Origin of the sequence: Curtobacterium sp. MMLR14_006 (assembly GCF_001864985.1) — a bacterium.
Taxonomy (GTDB): Bacteria; Actinomycetota; Actinomycetes; order Actinomycetales; family Microbacteriaceae; genus Curtobacterium.
Genome location: NZ_MJGU01000023.1, coordinates 280719 through 298895, shown reverse-complemented (window position 1 = coordinate 298895; position 18177 = coordinate 280719). Strand labels below are relative to the sequence as shown.

Sequence of the window (18177 nt, the reverse complement as noted above, 5' to 3'; positions counted from 1 at the left end):
GGTCTTCGCGGGCCTAGAGGAACGGGAGGTACAGGACGACGCAGAGCACCAGCGCGACCGTGCCGAGCAGCGCGGGCGAGCGGTACCAGGCGGTGTCGGTCGCGACGGAGTCGCCGTGCAGGTCGATCTTGCCGATGCCGTAGACCAGGCCGCTGAGCTCCTTCTCGTCCTTCGGCTTGGTGAGCATCGAGACGACGAAGCCGACGACGAGCACGGTGACGAACGAGATGATCGCGCCGTAGAGGGTCTCGGCGGTCGCGGTGGCGAACAGGTCCGGGTTCACGAGGTACGCGATCCAGGTGATCGTCGGGGTCACGATGCCGAGGACGTACCCCCAGAGCGCGCCCTGCGTCGTCATGCGCTTCCAGAGCAGGCCGAGGATGAACACGGCGAACAGCGGGGCGTTGAAGAACGAGAACAGCGTCTGCATGTACGTCATGATGTTCGACGCCTGCGCGGCGATGAACGCGGTCGCGATGCCGACCAGGACGCCGACGACGGTCACCCAGCGGCCCGTCTTCAGGTAGTGCACGTCGGGCATGTTCGGCTTGATGTAGCGCTGCCAGATGTCGTACGTGAAGACCGTGTTGAAGGACGACACGTTCGCCGCCATGCCGGCCATGAAGGACGCGAGCAGGCCGGTGACCGCGACGCCGAGCACGCCGGTCGGCAGGTACATCTGGATGAGCTTCGGGATCGCGTCGTTGTAGGTGAGCGAGCCGTCGGCGAACTGGTTGCCGACGACCGCGGCCGCGATGAGACCGGGGATCACGACGATGGCCGGGATGAAGAGCTTCGGGATCGCGGCGATGAGCGGGGTGCGACGGGCGGCGGACATGTTCTTCGCCGAGAACGCACGCTGGACCTCGGTGAAGTTGGTCGTCCAGTAGCCGAAGCCGAGGACGAAGCCCAGGCCGAGGACGATCGCGAGCCAGTTCGCACCGATCGGGTTCGTGACGTCGCCGAAGCCGGTGCCGGCCCAGGCCTGCAGGTGCTGCACGCCCTGCGTCTCGGTGATCGCCTTCGACAGGCCGTCCCAGCCGCCGACGCGGTGCAGGCCGACGATCGTCAGCGGGATGAGGCCCGCGATGATGACGAAGAACTGCATGACCTCGTTGTAGATCGCGCTGGAGAGCCCACCGAGGGTGATGTAGACGAGCACGAAGCCGGCGGACACGACGATGGCGAGCCACTCCGGCCAGCCGAGCATCGCCTCGATGACGATGGCCATCGCGTAGAGGTTGATGCCCGCGATGAGCACGTTCGACACGGCGAAGGCGATCGAGTTCACCAGGTGCGGGGCCTTGCCGAACCGGCGGAGCATGAACTCCGGCACCGAGCGGACCTTCGAGCCGTAGTAGAAGGGCATCATCACGAGCCCGAGGAACACCATCGCGGGCACGGCGCCGACCAGGTAGTAGTGCAGGGTCGCCATGCCGATCTGGGCACCGTTGGCCGCCATGCCGAGGATCTCGGTGGCGCCGAGGTTCGCGGACACGAACGCCAGGCCCGTGATCCACGCCGGCATCGAACGGCCGGACAGGAAGAAGTCCATGCTCGTCCGGACCTGTTTCCGGGCGGTGAACCCGATCCCGATGACGACCCCGAAGTACACGATGATCATCAGGTAGTCGACCCAGCCCAAGTCGAGCCGGATCCCTTCGTTCGCTGCAGCGAGAACCATTCAACATCTCCACGTCAGTGTGTTGCAGTCGGCAACTCAGCCGACCCGGACGGGAACGTTACACCGAATTGTGACCGTTCACATCGCCGCCCCGGCGGCGGTCGGGTCCGGCGCTGCCCGCCCTCGGTAGGCTCGCGACATGACCGAGCAGTCGCGCATCCTCGTCCTCAACGGCCCCAACCTGGACATCCTCGGCCGGCGCGACCCCGAGCAGTACGGCACCGTGACGCTCGCCGAGATCGAGGCGATCGTGCACACCGAGGCCGCCGTCCACTCGCTCGAGGCCGACTTCCGGCAGAGCAACCGCGAGGGCGAACTCGTCGAGTGGCTGCACGAGGCGCTCGACGACTTCGTCGGCGTCGTCATCAACCCCGCCGCCTACGCGCACACCTCGGTCGCGCTGCACGACGCCGTCGAGGCACTCACGGTCCCGGTCGTCGAGGTGCACCTGTCCAACACGTGGAAGCGCGAGCCCTTCCGCCACGTCGACCACGTCGCGACCGCCGCAACGGCGGTCATCGCCGGCGCGGGCGCCGACGGCTACCGCCTGGCGGTCGCGCACCTGGCGTCGCTGCTCGACTGACGCCAGGGCCTGGGTCCGGGTCCGGCGCTCGCTCCCGGCTCACGCCTCTCGGCCACGAGGCGGACGGGAGGCACGGGGTCAGCCCGCCCCGGGGCTCCCGTCCGGCGCCCCGCGCGTCCACCGCGCGCAGGTTCCGTCCCATCACACGCGACATGGGAAGCACTTCCGCGCGTAGGGAGCCGGAAGAACCAGCCCCCTACGCGCGGAAAGACTCACCACGCGCGGAACGACCTCCTACGCGCGGAACAGCACCCGGCACCCGGAACCCGGCACCCGGGGCGTCAGAAGTCGGCGGGGCGGCGGACCTCGGTGAGTCCGGCGGTGGCGAAGCCTCCGCGGATGAGGGGGACGGCGCGGCGGACGGCCTGGTCGATGCGGAGCTCGAGGTCGATGCTGCCGATGTCGTAGCCGCCGTCGCGCTTCGTGAAGTCCCGCTCGTTGCCGAACACGCCGAGCGGCAGGGTCGTGGACTGGAAGAAGCCGAACAGCGGGCGCATCTGGTGCTCGACGAGCAGGGCGTGCCGGTCGCTGCCGCCGGTGGCGGTCAGGAGCACCGGGGTGTCGACGAGGTCGTACTGGCCGATCCAGTCGAAGAAGAGCTTGAAGGCGCCGGAGTACGCGGCCCGGAAGGCCGGGCTGCCGACGACGAGGACGTCCGCGGCCTCGACGGTCTCGAGCGCCCGTCGGGTGCGGTCCGACATCGCCTCGCGGGACGACGCCGCTCCGAGGTCGGCCAGCAACGGGCCGATCTCGATCGTCTCCGTCCGGGCACCCTCGATGTCCTGGGCCAGTCGCGCCACCGTCGCGCCGACCAGGGTGGACGTCCGCGAGGGGTCCGACGGGCTGCCGCTGACGCCGACCACCAGTTCTCCGCTCATGCACACGATGCTCACACGTCGGCCGCCGCCGGGGCCGGGTTGTGACGACTTGTGTCGGGTGCCAGCGTCGCCGGGTACCGTCCGGGCGATGCAGACCTTCCTGCCGTACGCCGACTTCCGGGCCTCGGCCGAGTCCCTCGACGACAAGCGGCTGGGCAAGCAGCGCGTGGAGACACTGCAGGTGATGCGGGCGTTGACGCTCCCCGACTACGGCTGGCAGCACCACCCGGTCACGGCGATGTGGCGCGGGTACCGCCCGGCGCTCATGGCCTACCAGGAGGCGACGTGCCGCGTCTGGCTGGAACGCGGTCACGCGGACACCTGCCTCGAGAAGACCCTGGCCGACCTCGCGCTGGTCCCCGAGGACCTGGAGACCTACGAGCACGGCGACGTGCCGATCCCGCCGTGGAACCGCGACGAGGCCCTGCACCGCTCGCACCGGTCGAAGCTCGTGCAGAAGGCGCCGGAGCACTACCGCGAGCTGTTCCCCGACGTGCCCGACGACCTCGAGTACCTCTGGCCCGGGGTGCCGGAGGCCGCCGTCCGCCCGAGCTGAGGCACCCGCTCAGGCGACCGGCGTCCAGCGCCCGCCGTCGCGCCGGGTGACGACGTCGGACCGGACCTCGACGACGTCGCGGAGTCCCGTCACCGCGGCGTCGCGGATCCCGGCGGCGGTCACGTCGTCCGGCGCCTCGAAGCGCACCACGGCGCACGGGACCCCGCGCAGCAGGCGGACGTCCTGCGCCTCGACGACGGTCTGCTCGGCGACGAGCCGAGCCGCGGCGGGCAGGACCGCGTCCGGAGCGGTGCCGGGGGCCAGGGCGCCGACGGCCAGGGTCACGCGGTACGAGGGCATGCGCCGACGCTAGCGCGCAGCGGCGACACCGCCGACCCGCCGTGGGCTGCAGGGGATCCGACGTCCGATCGGGGGTGGGACGTCGTGACCCACGGCGGGTCGTGGTGTGCGGCGGGACACGACGACAGGGGACGTCGCGCCCCGCGCCGGGCGCCGATCAGGGGTTCGACGTCCGGTCTGGGCCACCACACGGGTCGGGTGCCCGGGTGGTGGTGGACCTCAGGGGTGTCCGGTGTCCTCTCGGTACCGGTCCGTCTCGGTCGGCGCGGGCATCGACCGTCGGGTGGCGGACCCGACCCGTCGCTCCACGGCGGGTCGCACCGTGGGGAGCAGGGCGCTCCCGGCGGTGGCGAGGGCGCCGACGAGGGCGATGAGTCCGAGCGGCGCGCTGCCGAGGTCGTGCTGCGCGCCCAGGACGAGCGCGACGACCGTCGCCGGCGCGGGGAGGAGCTGCACCGCGCGGAAGCGGTCCTCCTGCCGGGTGCCGGTGGTCGTCGTGTTCGTCATGTTCCCACCTTGACGCACTTCTCGTGTCCGCAGAAGGGGGGACACGTACCCAGAGATGGAGTAGAACGTCTAGTACACGTCAGGCGAGGCTGCGGACCGCCGCCACGGCGTCGGCCACCGCGCCGACGACGAGCGGCACGTCGGCCGCCATGAGTGTCTCGTCGAAGGTCAGTCGGAGGGCCGTGCGGGCGACGTCCTCCGGGATGCCGAGGGCGGTGAGCACGTGCGAGGCCTCGGTGCTCCCGGCCGCGCAGGCGCTCCCCGACGACGACACGACGTCGCGCTGCTCGAGTTCGAGCAGGACCGTCTCGCCGTTGACGCCGGGGAAGCAGAACGACGCGTGCCCCGGCAGCCGGTGCGTACGCGACCCGGTGACGAAGGCCCCGGGGACCGCGGCGAGCACGCCGTCGAGCACGGCGTCGCGGGCGCTCGTGGCCGCGACGGAGGCAGCACCGGCAGCGCCACCGGAGGACCTCAGCCCGAGTGCCGTCGCCACCGCCACCGCGCCGGCGACGTCCTCGGTGCCCGACCGCCGTCCGCGTTCCTGTCCCCCGCCGTGCAGCAGCGGTTCGAGCGGGACGCCGGACCGCACGGCGAGCACGCCGGTGCCCTTCGGCGCGCCGAGCTTGTGGCCGGAGAGCGACACCGCGTCGACCCCCAGCGCGTCGGGCCCGACCGGCAGCCACGGAGCGGACTGCACGGCGTCGGTGTGGAAGCGCGCCCCGACCCCGTGGGCGACCGCGGCGAGCGCCGGGACGTCCTGCACGGTGCCGATCTCGTTGTCGGCGTGCGCGATCGAGACGAGCGTGGTGTCCGGCCGGAGCGCGGCGCGCAGGACCTGCGGGTCGACCCGGCCGTCCGACCCGACCGGCAGCACCGTGACCTGGAAGCCGTGGAACCGCGCGAGGTAGGCGCAGCTCTCCAGCACGGCCTCGTGCTCGATCGCGCTCGTGACGACGTGCCGGCCGCGGGGTGCGGCGAGGGCGATCCCCTTGACGGCGGTGTTCGCCCCCTCGGTGCCGCCGGTGGTGAAGACGACCTCGGCCGGTCGGCAGCCGAGCACCCGGGCGACCGTCGCCCGGGCGTCCGCGAGCCCCCGGGCAGCCTGGTCCCCGACGCCGTGGGTGGAGGACGGGTTGCCGAACGCCCCGGTCAGCCAGGGCCACATCGCCTCGAGCACCTCGCAGCGGACCGGTGTCGTGGCGGCGCGGTCCAGGTAGAACACGGTCAGTCCCGCACCGGCGCCGCGACGTCGATGTCGAGACCGAGGTCGAGTGCGCGGGCGGAGTGGGTGAGCGCCCCGACGGAGACGACGTCGACCCCGGTGGCGGCGATGGCCGCGACGGTGTCGAGGGAGACCCCGCCGGACGCCTCGACGAGCGCCCGACCGGCGACGATGTCGACCCCGGCCACGAGCTCGTCGGGCGTGAAGTTGTCGAGCATGATCGTGTCGACCCCGGCAGCCACGACGGGTTCGACCTGGTCGAGGCGGTCCACCTCGACCTCGACGTGCACCGTGTGTCCGAGCCGCTCGCGGGCCTGCCGGAGGGCGTCGCCGATCTCGGTGCCCCCGGCGAGCAGCACCGCGAGGTGGTTGTCCTTGGCGAGCACGGCGTCGGACAGCGAGGTGCGGTGGTTGTGGCCACCGCCGCACCGGACGGCGTACCGCTCGAGCGCGCGGAGTCCGGGCGTCGTCTTCCGGGTGTCGACGATCCGCGCGGACGTGCCGGTCGTGGCGGCGACGTACGCGGCGGTGGTCGTCGCGATCCCGGACATCCGCTGCACGAGGTTGAGGGCGACCCGTTCGGCGCGGAGCACGGCGCGCGCCGGACCGGTCACGGTCGCGAGGACGTCTCCCGCGACGAAGGCGCTGCCGTCGGCGACGTGCACGACGGCGTCGATCGAGGGGTCGACCGCGTGCATGACGGCGACGAAGACCCCGCCGCCGCTCAGGACGCCGGGCTCGCGGGCGCCGAGGGTCGCGGTCGCGGTCGCCTCGGCGGGGATGAGCGTCTCGCTCGTGACGTCGCCCCAGGGCGCGTCCTCCTCGAGCGCGGTCTCGATCACGCGGCGCAGGGCGTGCGGCGGGACGGTGCCGGGGTCGGTGGTCATGCGGGTACCTCCTGCTGGGCGGGGACGGAGACGGGGACGGCCTCTGCGACCCAGGCGTACGAGGCCGGGGCGGTCGGGTCGGTGTCGGGGTGGTCGGTGCGGGCGTGTGCGCCGCGGGACTCGGTGCGGGTCTCGGCGGCGCGGGCGACGAGTCGGGCGAGGTCGAGCAGCGCGCGGTCCTCGTGCTCACGCACGCCGCCGCCGGTCGCCGCGGTGAGCGCGTCGAGGTCGCGTCGCGCGCTCGCCAACCCGGCGGCGTCGCGGAGCAGCCCGACCCGCTCCGTCATGACGGACTGCACCGCCTGTCGGAGGTCGGCGGTCCCGTCACGGTGATCCGGGCCTCCCGTGCGGTCCGCACCGGACCCACGCCCACCGGTCCCGGCGCGCTGCGGAGCGGCGTCACGGCCGAGCAGGTGGGGAGCGGCGCGACCCGCGTCGGCCGCTCGGGGCACGGTGGTGACGTGGAGACCGGCGTCGCCGCGCAGGCGGAGCAGGCCGGGTCGCGGCCCGGCGACCGCGTCCGCCGCGCGGACCGCGAAGACGAGTCCTTCGAGCAGGGAGTTCGAGGCGAGTCGGTTCGCGCCGTGCACGCCGGTGCAGGCCGCCTCGCCGACCGCGAGCAGTCCGGGCAGGCTCGTCCGGCCCTCGGCGTCGGTCGCGATGCCGCCCATCGCGTAGTGGGCCGCCGGGGACACCGGCACGCCCTGTCGGGTCCAGTCGAACCCGGCCGCGCGGGTGGCCCGGGTCAGCCCGGGGAAGCGTCCGGTCAGGAAGTCGGCGCCCAGCGCGGTGGCGTCGAGGAGCACGGGTGCGCCGCCCTGGTCGCGCACCGCGGCGGCGATCCCCCGGGCGACGACGTCGCGCGGGGCGAGTTCGGCGTCCGGGTGCACGTCGGTCATGAAGCGGTGGCCGGAGGCGTCGCGGAGCACGGCGCCCTCGCCGCGGACGGCCTCGGACACCAACCCGCCCCCCGGCACGGCGAGTCGCGTCGGGTGGAACTGCACGAACTCGAGGTCGGCGACGACGGCACCCGCCCGCCAGGCCGCGGCGACGCCGTCCCCCGTCGCGACGAGCGGGTTCGTCGTCTCGCGGTACAGGTGTCCCGCTCCCCCGGAGGCGATGACGACGGCGTCGGCGTCGATCCGCCGGGGCTCGCCGAGCAGGTCGAGGACGTCGACGCCGACGACCGCCCCGTCGCGGACGACGAGGTCGGTCAGGCTCGTGCGTTCGAGGATCGTCACGTGTCGGCGGTGCAGCGCGTCGATCAGGGTCCGTTCGACGGCGGCGCCCGTCGCGTCGCCGTCGGCGTGGAGCACCCGCCAGCGACCGTGCGCTGCCTCGCGACCGCGGGCGAGGTCGTCGCCGTACCGGTCGAGGGTCGCCGGGTCCGACGAGCGGTCGAAGGGCACCCCGAGGGCGAGCAGGTCACGGACCCGGGCCGGTCCGTCGGTGCAGAGGACCGCGACGGCGCGGGCGTCGGCGCTCCCGGCCGCCGCGACGTGCGTGTCGGCCTGGTGCAGCGCCGACGTGTCGTCGGCGCCGAGCGCGACCGCGATGCCGCCCTGGGCGTACGCGGTGGCGCCGTCGGCGAGCGCCCCCTTCGTCACGAGCGTGACGTCGTGGGCGGTGCTCGCGCGGATCGCGGCGGTCAGACCGGCGATGCCGGACCCGACGACGACGACGTGCACGGCCGGTCCCCCGCCCGTCAGACCCGCGGCTTCGCCGCGAGCATCCGCTCGAGCGCCACCCGGGCGTCGGCCTGCACGTCGGCGGGGACGACGATCTCGTTGAGGACCTCGCCGCGGACGAGTGCCTCGAGCACCCAGGCGAGGTAGCCCGGGTGGATCCGGTACATCGTCGAGCAGGGGCAGACGACCGGGTCGAGGCAGAAGATCGTGTGCTGCGGGTACTCGGCGGCGAGCCGGTTGACCATGTTGATCTCGGTGCCGATCGCGAACGTGGTCGGCTCGGTGGCCGCGGCGACGGTCTTCCGGATGAGGTCGGTGCTGCCGGCGTGGTCCGCGGCGTCGACGACCGCCATCGGGCACTCCGGGTGCACGATGACCTGCACGCCGGGGTGCTCGCGGCGGGCCTGGTCGATCTGGTCGACCGTGAACCGGCGGTGCACCGAGCAGAAGCCGTGCCAGAGGATGACCTCGGCCTCGAGCAGGTCCCGCGCGGTGTTGCCGCCGCCCGGCAGCCGCGGGTTCCACATCGGCATGCGGTCGGTGCTGATGCCCATGGCCTTGGCGGTGTTGCGGCCGAGGTGCTGGTCGGGGAAGAACAGGACGCGCTGCCCGCGCTCGAAGGCCCACTCGAGCACCGTCGCGGCGTTCGACGAGGTGCACACGATGCCGCCGTTGCGCCCGCAGAAGGCCTTGAGGTCGGCGGCGGAGTTCATGTAGGTGACCGGGATCACCGGCACGCGGCCGTCGGCGTCGGGCTCGGTGCCGTAGACCGCGGTGAGCTCGGCCCACGCGGCCTCGACGCTGTCGATGTCGGCCATGTCGGCCATCGAGCACCCGGCGGCGAGGTTCGGCAGGATGACCCGCTGGTCGTCCCGCGCCAGGATGTCGGCGGTCTCGGCCATGAAGTGCACGCCGCAGAACACGATGGCCTCGGCGTCGGGCTTCGTCAGCGCCGCGTTCGCGAGCTGGAACGAGTCGCCGAGGAAGTCCGCGTGCCGGACGACCTCGTCGCGCTGGTAGAAGTGCCCGAGGACGACGACCCGTTCGCCGAGCGTGGCCTTCGCCCGCTCGATGCGCTCGTGCAGCTCGTCGGTCGGAGCCGTCTTGTACTCGTCGGGCAGGACACCCTGGCGCGGGGCGCTCGTGGGGATGACGTCGGACATCGACGAGCCCGGGCCGTACCCGGCTCGGGCGTCGAAGTCCCAGGTCGGCAGGGCGAGGTCGGGCGTGCAGGTGCTGCCGCCGGCCTGGCCGTTGGAGATGCGTTCGATGGTCGTGGCGATGGACACGGGAGGGTCTCCTATCGGTTCCGCTGCTGGTGCTGATCGGCCCCGGTCTGCAGCGGGCCGTTGTCCGCGTAGGCCAGGTCGGGGTTCGAGCGGTACAGCCGGGCCGGACGGTGCCGGTCCCCGCTCGTGGTCTCGTCGGTCGGCAGGACCGCGTCGGTCTTCTCCACCTGTCGACGGAAGTTCGCGGGGTCGAGCGCTCGGCCGAGCACCGCCTCGTACACGCCGCGGAGCTCGGCGAGGGTGAACCGGTCGCCGAGGAACGCCTGGGCGATCCGCGAGTAGGACATCTTGTTGCGGAGCCGCCACAGGGCGTACTCGACGATGCGGTCGTGGTCGAACGCGAGCGGCGGGTGCTCGTCGGCCAGGAACCACCGGACGTTCCAGTCGTCGGGCACCGAGTTCGCCTCGTCCGGGTGCACGAGGGCCCAGTACACGATCGACACGACCCGCGACGGGGAGCGGTCGACGTCGCCGAACGCGTAGAGCTGCTCGAGGTAGCGGGGCTGCACGTTCGTCGTCTCGCGGAGGCGGGCGGCAGCGGAGTCCTCGAGCCCCTCGTCCGGCTGCACCCACCCGCCGGGCAGTGCCCACGACCCCTCGTACGGCTCGGCCACCCGGCGCACGAGCGGCATCCACAGTGCCGGAGCGCCGGTGTCCGGGTGCGGCCGCAGCGCGACGATCACGGTCGAGACCGCGACGCGGATGCCTGCCTTCTCCATCGAACACCTTATGGTCGTTTTGACCCGAACTGTTCGGGTAGGTGTGACACTATCACTCGCCGTCACGAACCGGAAACACATCGTCACCGGGACGAAAACTCCGGGGGTCCGCGCGCGCCTACGGTGAGCGACATGGCAACGGTGACGAGGATGCACGCGGTCGTGTCGGGGACGGTCCAGGGGGTCGGCTTCCGGTGGTGGACCGCACGGAAGGCGGACGCGCTCGAGCTCGTCGGCTACGCACGGAACCTGTGGGACGGCACCGTCGAGGTCGAGGCCGAGGGGCCGTCGCCCGCCGTCGAGGCGCTCATGGGCTGGTTGCGGACCGGACCGCCGTCGGCGACGGTGACCGCCGTCGAACTCCGGCCGGTCGTGCCGCACGGCGACGCCGACGGGTTCGCGATCCTGCACTGAGCGGGCCGAATCGGCACTGAGCGGACCGGGTCGGGCCGAGTCGGCACGGAAGCGGAATAATCGAATCCACTCAGGCGGTTGCCCTGTCTGCGCGGTCCGCGCCCCTCGTTCCCACCCCTCGCGATCCACCAGGAGCCCCCGCATGACCCAGGCCGTCGATTCCGCCCCGCGCACGGGGAGCGTCTCGCCGCCGTCCGCTGCCGAGACCCGTCTGGTGATCGGGCTGCTGCTCGTCTCCGCGTTCGTGGTCATCCTCAACGAGACGATCATGGGCGTGGCGCTGCCGCGGCTCATGGACGACCTGCAGATCAGCGCGGCGACGGGCCAGTGGCTCACCACCGGCTTCCTGCTCACCATGGCGGTCGTCATCCCGATCACCGGGTTCCTGCTGCAGCGCTTCGACACCCGCCCGGTCTTCCTCGCGGCGATGGGGCTGTTCTCCGCCGGCACCCTGATCGCGCTGCTGGCCCCGGGCTTCTCCGTGCTGCTCGTCGGGCGCATCGTGCAGGCGAGCGGGACGGCGATCATGATGCCGCTGCTCATGACGACGGTGCTGACGCTCGTCGACCCGGCGCGTCGCGGCCGCATCATGGGCAACATCTCGATCGTCATCTCGGTGGCCCCGGCCATCGGCCCGACGATCTCCGGCCTCATCCTCAACGCGTTCTCGTGGCGCTGGCTGTTCGGCTTCGTGCTCCCCATCGCGCTCGCGGCCCTCGTGCTCGGTGCGTTCAAGGTGCAGAACGTCTCGACGCCGCGCAAGGCCCCGCTTGACGTCGTGTCCGTCGTGCTGTCGGCGTTCGCCTTCGGCGGCATCGTCTACGGCCTGTCGAGCATCGGCGAGTCGGGTTCGACCGGCCTCGCCGTGCCGATCGGCGCGCTCGTCGTCGGCGTGGCGGCCCTCGTGGTGTTCGTCGTCCGGCAGACCCGCCTGCAGCGCACGGACAGCGCCCTGCTCGACCTGCGCACGTTCCGCACCCGCGGCTTCACGGTGCCGATCGTCGCGATGGCGCTGAGCTTCATGGCCATGTTCGGCACGCTCATCCTGCTGCCGATCTACCTCGAACGCGTCCTCGGTCTCGAGGTCCTCAACGTCGGCCTCCTGCTGCTCCCCGGCGGGCTGCTCATGGGCCTGCTCTCCCCCGTCGTCGGTCGCGTCTACGACCGGTACGGCCCGCGCGTCATGCTCGTCCCGGGTTCGGTCATCGTCAGCGCGGTGCTCTGGGCACTCGCGACGGTCGGCACCGACACGAGCGTCTGGTTCGTCCTCGGCGCCCACGTCGTGCTGAGCATCGGCCTGGCCCTGACCTTCACGCCGCTGTTCACCGCGGCGCTCGGCGGCCTGCCGCCGAAGCTGTACTCCCACGGCAGCGCCGTGCTCGGCACCGCCCAGCAGCTCGCCGGCGCGGCCGGGACCGCACTGTTCGTCACGCTGCTCACGATCGGTGCCGCCACGGCGGCGACGGGCGCCGGGGCCGACGCCGTGGCCAGCGCGACCGCCTCGGGCGTGCGGACGGCGTTCCTGGTCGGCGCGTTCATCTCGCTCGCCGGCATCGTGGCGTCGCTGTTCGTCCGGCGTCCGGAGGTCCCCGAGGGCGCACCGACGCCCCCGCCCGCGCACTGACGCCCACTGCCCCGCGTGGCATGGTGGGCCCCATGCGGTCGACGTCGAGCGAACTGAACTGGTCCGGCACGGTCACCTACGGGGCCGAACGAGTGCTGCGACCGCGCTCCGTCGACGAGGCCGCCGAGATCGTCGCCGCGAACCGCCGCGTGCACGGCCTCGGCACGCGGCACTCGTTCAACGACGTCGCGGACGCCCCCGGCGTGCTGCTCGACCTGACCGGGATCCCGACGGACCTCGTCGTCGACCCGGACGCACGGACCGCCACCGTCGGCGCCGGCACCCGGTACGGCACGGTCGCTCCGGACCTCGACCGCACCGGGTTCGCCCTGCACAACATGGGCTCACTGCCGCACATCTCGATCGGCGGCGCCACGGCCACCGGCACCCACGGGTCCGGGACGGCCCTCGGATCGCTGACGACGGCCGTCCGTGCGCTCGAGCTGCTCGGTCCGGACGGCACCCCGCGCACCGTCAGCCGCGGCGACCCCGGGTTCGACGGCGCGGTCCTGCACCTCGGGTTGACCGGCATCGTCACCCGGGTGACGCTCGACGTCGAACCGTCCTGGCGGATGCGACAGGACACCTACGGCCCGCTCCCCTGGCGGACCTTCCTGGACCACGTCGCCGAGGTCCACGCGGCCGGTACCTCGGTCTGCGCGTACACGGTGTTCGGCGACGAGGTGCGCGAGGTCCTGGTGAAGACCCGGGTGCCGGCGGACGCCGACGACGTCACGGTCCCCGACGAGCTGTTCGGCGCCCCGCGGCTGCCCGGCTCCCCCGGCGACGGCCACCACACCGCCCGCGACGGGTCCGTCGGACCGTGGTGGGACCGCCTGCCGCACTTCCCGATCGAGTCGGTGCCGAGCCACGGCTCCGAGGTGCAGAGCGAGCACTTCGTCCCGCTCCGGCACGCCGCCGCCGCGCTCGACGCACTCCGCGGGCTCGCCAACCGGATCCAGCCGCACCTGCACGTCTGCGAACTGCGGACGACGGCCGCCGACGACCTGTGGCTCAGCCCGACCCAGGGCGAGGACGTCCTGTGCATCGCGTTCACCTGGCAGAAGCACCCGGACGAGGTCGCGGCGCTGCTGCCCGACCTCGAGGCGCGGCTCGCGCCGTTCGACGGCCGGCCGCACTGGGGCAAGATGAGCTCGCTCGACCGCGACGCGGTCGCCGCGCTGTACCCACGACTGCCGGACTTCCGCGAACTCGTCGCGCGCGCCGACCCGGATCGGACGTTCGCATCCGCGTTCGGCGAGCGGGTGCTCGGGACCTGAACCGGGCCTCCCGGCCGCGCAGGCTGCTGGCCTGCGGAACGCAGGTTCCGCGTCGGCGCCGTCCAGGAGGCCCGGTGCCGGTCCGCCAGGCCGGTCACCGCAGGCGGGTGACCACCTTCGCGTCCCCGTCCCAGTGGCGGAGACCGCCCACCGTGAGCACCTCGGGCAGGGGTGCGTCGGCCGTGAGGACCCGGAGCGCCGCGGGCAGGTCGACGTCGCGGATGCGACGGGCGAGGGTGACGTGCGGCGCCCAGCGGCCCGGCAGCGACGAGTCGGTCGATCCCGGAGCGGCGGCGTCGACCGCGCGGTGGAAGCGTGCGAGCGGCCCGTCGACGACCACACCGAGCCCGAGCACGTGCCGCCCGGGCCCGGCGGGGAAGAGCAGGACGCCGGCCACGCGCAGGTCCCCGGGCACCGGGGCGTCGAGGTCCGTCGGGACGGGCAGCGCCTCGCCCGCCACGAGGGTGACGTGCGGGTCGTTCGTGCCCGAGTGGCCGAGGCTCGGCAGCTCCGCGGCGACCAGGGTCTGCCAGAGCGCCCGGACCGCTGCGTCCGAGGGACCGTCGAGGACGAGTTCGATGCTGCGCACCCGACCGAGTCTGCTCGGGTCGGCTGCGTGTAACACGGCGGAACGCAAGTCGCACCGCGCCCGTGGTCCGGCCACACTCGACTGCACGCCGCGGACCACCGCGGTGTCCCCGCAGCATCCCCCCACGAGGAGCACCAGCATGTCCGCAGCACCCGTCCTGCCCGAGAAGCCGAAGGGCAAGCGCCCGATCGGCTGGATCGTCGCCGCAGCGGTCGTCGTCCTCGCGATCGTCGTCGCCGTCGTGGTCGCCGCCGTCCGTTCCGGGGGCGACGAGGGTGGCGCTGCTGCCGGCGACGCCGCCCCGAAGACCGTCACGATCGGTGTCGCGGACAAGTCGCTGTCCTACTGGAGCACGTACACGAAGCTCGCGAAGGAGAAGCTCAACGTCACCGTCAAGCTGACGAACTTCGCGGACTACTCGCTGCCGAACCCCGCGCTGAAGGACGGCCAGGTCGACCTCAACCAGTTCCAGCACATCCAGTACCTGGCGGACTACAACGTCACCTCGGACGACGACCTGCAGCCGATCGGCTCGACCGCCGTCTACCCGCTGCCGCTGTACTCGACGAAGTACGACGAGCCCTCGGACCTGCCCGCGAACGCGAAGGTCGCCATCCCGAACGACTCGATCAACCAGGCCCGCGCGCTGCTCATCCTGCAGGCAGCGGACCTCGTCACGCTGAAGGACGGCGGCTCGGCGTTCTCGACCACCTCGGACATCGAGACGAAGAAGGTCGACATCCAGCCGCTCGAGGCCTCGCAGACCGCGAACGCGCTGCAGCAGGGCTCCGTCGCCGCCGCCGTCGTGAACAACAACTTCGCGACCGCAGCAGGCCTGCCGATCTCGGACGCGATCTACCAGGACGACCCCTCGAGCGCGAGCGCCGCCCCGTACGTGAACGTCTTCGCCGCCCGCGACGAGGACAAGGACAACAAGACCTACCTCGACCTGGCGAAGCTGTTCCAGGACGACGCCGTGCAGGAGGCCTTCGCGAAGGACCTGCCCGAGGCCGTCTCCCGCGACGAGAGCGCTTCGGAGCTGCAGGCCGAGCTCGCGAAGGTCGAGCAGGACGCGAAGGCGGCCAAGCAGTAGTGCCGGTCCTCGTCGAACTCCGCGGCGTCTCGAAGCACTACCGCCGCGCCGACACCGGCGAGACCGTGGTGGCCGTCGAGGACGTCTCCCTGGACGTGCACCAGGGAGAGGTCCTCGGCGTCATCGGGTACTCCGGCGCCGGCAAGTCCACCCTCGTCCGGCTGGTGAACGCCCTCGAGCTCCCCAGCTCCGGGACGGTCACCGTGGCGGGCAGGGAACTCACCGCCATCCCCGAGCGGGACCGCCGTCTGGCACGTCGCAACATCGGGATGATCTTCCAGCAGTTCAACCTGTTCCGGTCCCGCACCATCGCCGGCAACGTCGCGTACCCGCTCAAGGTCGCCGGTGTCCCGAAGGCCGAGCGCGACCGACGCGTCGCCGAACTGCTCGACTTCGTCGGGCTCCTCGACCGCGCCCACGCTTACCCGGAGCAGCTCTCCGGCGGGCAGAAGCAGCGCGTCGGCATCGCCCGGGCACTCGCGGCCTCGCCGGACCTGCTGCTCGCCGACGAGGCGACGAGCGCCCTCGACCCGGACACCACCTCCGAGGTGCTCGGGCTGCTCCGCCGCGTGAACCAGGAGCTCGGCGTCACCATCATCGTCATCACCCACGAGATGGACGCCGTCCGGCAGATCGCCGACCGGGTCGTCGTGATGGAACGGGGACGCGTCGTCGAGGTCGGGGACGTCTACGACGTCTTCTCATCGCCGCAGACGCCGGCGGCGCAGCGGTTCGTCCGCACCGCGCTGCACGACCGGCCCTCCACCGACACGCTCACCCGCCTGCGCGAACGCCACCCGGGCCGCCTGGTGACGGTGCAGATCACCGACGAGGCCGGGTTGCAGAACCGCATCGACCGCGTCTTCCGGTCCGCCGGGGTCAGCGCCGAGCTCGTCTACGGCGGGGTCGGCGAGATCCGCGAGCGCCGGATCGGTTCGCTCACGTACGAGCTGACGGCCGACGAGCCGGCGGCCGTCGACCGGGCCGTCGCCGCCCTGCGCGCCGACGGGGTCACGACCGACGAGGAGGCAGCCGCGTGAACAACTCGTTCCAGAGCGTGATCGACACGTTCGACGTCTTCCTGGCGGCGACGCGCGACACCATCGTGATGTCGCTCGTGTCGCTCGTCATCGCCGGCGTCATCGGCCTCGCCCTCGGGCTGCTGCTCTACGCGACCCGGCCGGGCAACCTGCTCGGCAACCGCACCGCGTACACCGTCATCAACGTCGTCGTGAACCTGGTCCGGCCGATCCCGTTCGTGATCTTCCTCGCCGCGATCGCCCCGCTGTCGCGCGTCGTGGTGCAGACCACGATCGGCGTGCCCGCGGTGACGTTCGCGATCTCGCTGGCCGCGGCCTTCGCGGTGTCCCGAATCGTCGAGCAGAACCTGCTCGCGGTGGACCCCGGCGTCGTCGAGGCGGCTCGGGCATCGGGCGCGCACCCGGTGTCGATCCTGTTGACGGTGCTCATCCCCGAGGGCCTCGGCCCGCTCATCCTCGGCTACACGTTCATCTACATCGGCATCGTCGACATGACGGCGCAGGGTGCGTTGGTCGGCGGCGGCGGGCTCGGCGAGTACGCGATCACCTACGGCTCGCAGCGCTACGACTGGTGGATCGTCTACGTCTCGGTCGCGGCGATCGTCGTCATCGTGCAGCTCGGCCAGTTCGTCGGCAACCGTCTGGCCCGCGCGACCTTGCGGCGCTGACGCGGGCGCGCGGGTTCTGCGGGCGACCGCCTGGAGGCCCGGTGCCGGTCCACGGGACCGACACCGGGCCTCCGGCGCGTCGCCGCCTCGACGGACGCGCCCAGAGTCGTCCGCCGAGCGGTCACGACTCCCCGCTCAGCTCCGCCGAGGTCGCACCAACCGTTGCCCGACGGCCGCGCGACCGACGGTTCCCGACCACTCAACGCCGCGCACGCGGCACGTCGTGCGACCTCGGTGCCGACCAGCCAGCGGCCGACGACCCAGGTCAGGCGGCCGGGGACTCGATCGTGGCGACGGTGCCGGTCTCGCCGGGGTGCTCGTAGTGCGCGCGGACCAGGATCGGACGGTGGTCCGAGATGCCGGCGGGCAGGGTCTCGACCCCTGCGATGTGCAGGCCGACGCTCGTCGCGAAGTCGAAGTGGCCGGTGAACTTGCGGTAGCGCAGGTAGGTCGGCTGGTCGGAGAGGGACAGCGCGAAGCCGTGCTGCTCGATCTTGCGGCGCAGGTTCGTCTGGAACCACGGGTAGTTGAAGTCGCCGACCATGACCGCGGGGACGTCCTTCGCCAGCTCGCGGAGGAACTGGTGCGCCGCCTCGATCTGCTTGCGGCGCAGGGAGTTCGTCGCGGTCAGCGGTGAGGCGTGGAACGACGCGACGACGACCTCGGCGTCGGCCTCGGTGTCGCGCAGGTGCATCGCGATGAGCCGCTCGTGCGCAGGGGCGAGCACGCGGTCGTGCAGGGACTTCTGCAGCGAGTGGATGCTGAAGTCCTGCACCTCGAAGCGGTCGTCGCGCTTGTAGATGGCCAGGCCGAGGCGGTTCGTCCGGGTGGACGCAGCGAGGGACAGGCCGCCGATCGACGGGGCCAGGTCGTTGCTGTCGCACTCCTGGACGCAGAGGACGTCGGCCTCGGAGGACTCGGCCAACGCGGCGAGCTCGCTGTTCGCGGTGTGTTCGCGCAGGTTGTAGCTGACGACGCGGAGGGACGTCGGCTGCACGGGCTCGTCGGTTGCCGTCGTGCTCTGCTGATCTGGCGCGGCCATGCTGCCTTCCTGTCCGGGTGGTCCGGTCACCCTGCCGCGGCAACCGTACTCGGGGTCCACAAACAGTTGCTGAGACTGTAACGCCTGTCGGCGTCCCTCGGAGCGCCCGCG

At 72.3% G+C, this 18177-nt stretch carries 19 protein-coding genes; 8 read left to right on the top strand and 11 right to left on the bottom strand.

Annotated features, from left to right (window positions below; translation table 11 throughout):
- Positions 1 to 13: 13 nt before the first annotated feature.
- Positions 14 to 1684, bottom strand: a complete 1671-nt coding sequence (locus BIU94_RS13240; protein WP_071261036.1) for a sodium:solute symporter family protein — start codon at positions 1682 to 1684, stop codon at positions 14 to 16.
- A 139-nt stretch (positions 1685 to 1823) separates the two neighbouring features.
- On the opposite strand from BIU94_RS13240, the gene aroQ reads away from it, so the two are divergent.
- Complete coding sequence (gene aroQ / locus BIU94_RS13235; RefSeq protein WP_071261034.1) at positions 1824 to 2267, top strand: type II 3-dehydroquinate dehydratase; 444 nt, start codon at positions 1824 to 1826, stop codon at positions 2265 to 2267.
- Between the two features lie 281 nt (positions 2268 to 2548).
- Here the strand turns inward: aroQ and BIU94_RS13230 are convergent, their stop codons facing one another.
- On the bottom strand, positions 2549 to 3145 hold the full coding sequence (locus tag BIU94_RS13230) for an NAD(P)H-dependent oxidoreductase (protein WP_071262024.1): 597 nt from the start codon (positions 3143 to 3145) through the stop codon (positions 2549 to 2551).
- Between the two features lie 88 nt (positions 3146 to 3233).
- Between BIU94_RS13230 and BIU94_RS13225 the strand changes: the two genes are divergently transcribed.
- The gene (locus BIU94_RS13225; RefSeq protein ID WP_071261032.1) at positions 3234 to 3701 is read left to right on the top strand and encodes an MSMEG_6728 family protein; all 468 of its coding nucleotides are present in this window, start codon (positions 3234 to 3236) and stop codon (positions 3699 to 3701) included.
- Positions 3702 to 3710: 9 nt separating this feature from the next.
- On the opposite strand, the gene BIU94_RS13220 is transcribed toward BIU94_RS13225, so the two are convergent.
- From BIU94_RS13220 to BIU94_RS13190, 7 genes are all read right to left on the bottom strand, one after another.
- Positions 3711 to 4001: a hypothetical protein gene (locus BIU94_RS13220; RefSeq protein ID WP_071261030.1), complete on the bottom strand. Its 291-nt coding sequence runs from the start codon at positions 3999 to 4001 to the stop codon at positions 3711 to 3713.
- Between the two features lie 219 nt (positions 4002 to 4220).
- Positions 4221 to 4508: a hypothetical protein gene (locus BIU94_RS13215; RefSeq protein ID WP_071261028.1), complete on the bottom strand. Its 288-nt coding sequence runs from the start codon at positions 4506 to 4508 to the stop codon at positions 4221 to 4223.
- Between the two features lie 79 nt (positions 4509 to 4587).
- On the bottom strand, positions 4588 to 5733 hold the full coding sequence (locus BIU94_RS13210) for a cysteine desulfurase family protein (RefSeq protein ID WP_071261026.1): 1146 nt from the start codon (positions 5731 to 5733) through the stop codon (positions 4588 to 4590).
- A gap of 2 nt (positions 5734 to 5735) precedes the next feature.
- The gene (gene nadC / locus BIU94_RS13205) at positions 5736 to 6620 is read right to left on the bottom strand and encodes a carboxylating nicotinate-nucleotide diphosphorylase (protein WP_071261024.1); all 885 of its coding nucleotides are present in this window, start codon (positions 6618 to 6620) and stop codon (positions 5736 to 5738) included.
- Positions 6617 to 8308, bottom strand: coding sequence for an L-aspartate oxidase (locus tag BIU94_RS13200; RefSeq protein ID WP_071261022.1), 1692 nt, complete (start codon positions 8306 to 8308; stop codon positions 6617 to 6619). Before BIU94_RS13200 ends, nadC begins: the two co-directional genes overlap by 4 nt.
- Before the next feature lie 17 nt (positions 8309 to 8325).
- Positions 8326 to 9597, bottom strand: coding sequence for a quinolinate synthase NadA (gene nadA, locus BIU94_RS13195; protein WP_071261020.1), 1272 nt, complete (start codon positions 9595 to 9597; stop codon positions 8326 to 8328).
- A gap of 11 nt (positions 9598 to 9608) precedes the next feature.
- On the bottom strand, positions 9609 to 10316 hold the full coding sequence (locus tag BIU94_RS13190; protein WP_071261018.1) for an NUDIX domain-containing protein: 708 nt from the start codon (positions 10314 to 10316) through the stop codon (positions 9609 to 9611).
- 132 nt (positions 10317 to 10448) lie between these two features.
- Here BIU94_RS13190 and BIU94_RS13185 point away from each other — a divergent pair, with 132 nt between their 5' ends.
- From BIU94_RS13185 to BIU94_RS13175, 3 genes are all read left to right on the top strand, one after another.
- On the top strand, positions 10449 to 10730 hold the full coding sequence (locus tag BIU94_RS13185) for an acylphosphatase (RefSeq protein WP_254783007.1): 282 nt from the start codon (positions 10449 to 10451) through the stop codon (positions 10728 to 10730).
- Between the two features lie 142 nt (positions 10731 to 10872).
- On the top strand, positions 10873 to 12354 hold the full coding sequence (locus BIU94_RS13180) for an MDR family MFS transporter (RefSeq protein ID WP_083404823.1): 1482 nt from the start codon (positions 10873 to 10875) through the stop codon (positions 12352 to 12354).
- A gap of 32 nt (positions 12355 to 12386) precedes the next feature.
- Positions 12387 to 13634, top strand: coding sequence for a D-arabinono-1,4-lactone oxidase (locus tag BIU94_RS13175; RefSeq protein WP_071261016.1), 1248 nt, complete (start codon positions 12387 to 12389; stop codon positions 13632 to 13634).
- Positions 13635 to 13728: 94 nt separating this feature from the next.
- Here the strand turns inward: BIU94_RS13175 and BIU94_RS13170 are convergent, their stop codons facing one another.
- Complete coding sequence (locus BIU94_RS13170; protein ID WP_071261015.1) at positions 13729 to 14223, bottom strand: 2'-5' RNA ligase family protein; 495 nt, start codon at positions 14221 to 14223, stop codon at positions 13729 to 13731.
- A gap of 139 nt (positions 14224 to 14362) precedes the next feature.
- On the opposite strand from BIU94_RS13170, the gene BIU94_RS13165 reads away from it, so the two are divergent.
- From BIU94_RS13165 to BIU94_RS13155, 3 genes are read left to right on the top strand one after another with little or no spacing between them, the layout of a single operon-like run.
- A complete protein-coding gene (locus BIU94_RS13165; protein WP_071261013.1) occupies positions 14363 to 15316 on the top strand; it encodes a MetQ/NlpA family ABC transporter substrate-binding protein in 954 nt (317 codons plus the stop codon).
- The gene (locus BIU94_RS13160; protein ID WP_071261011.1) at positions 15316 to 16356 is read left to right on the top strand and encodes a methionine ABC transporter ATP-binding protein; all 1041 of its coding nucleotides are present in this window, start codon (positions 15316 to 15318) and stop codon (positions 16354 to 16356) included. The genes BIU94_RS13165 and BIU94_RS13160 overlap by 1 nt, the downstream gene beginning before the upstream one ends.
- Positions 16353 to 17024 carry a methionine ABC transporter permease gene (locus tag BIU94_RS13155; protein WP_071261009.1) on the top strand — a complete coding sequence of 224 codons (672 nt, stop codon included), beginning with the start codon at positions 16353 to 16355 and terminating at the stop codon, positions 17022 to 17024. The genes BIU94_RS13160 and BIU94_RS13155 overlap by 4 nt, the downstream gene beginning before the upstream one ends.
- Positions 17025 to 17289: 265 nt before the next feature.
- On the opposite strand, the gene BIU94_RS13150 is transcribed toward BIU94_RS13155, so the two are convergent.
- Complete coding sequence (locus BIU94_RS13150; protein WP_071261007.1) at positions 17290 to 18066, bottom strand: endonuclease/exonuclease/phosphatase family protein; 777 nt, start codon at positions 18064 to 18066, stop codon at positions 17290 to 17292.
- Between the last annotated feature and the right edge of the window lie 111 nt (positions 18067 to 18177).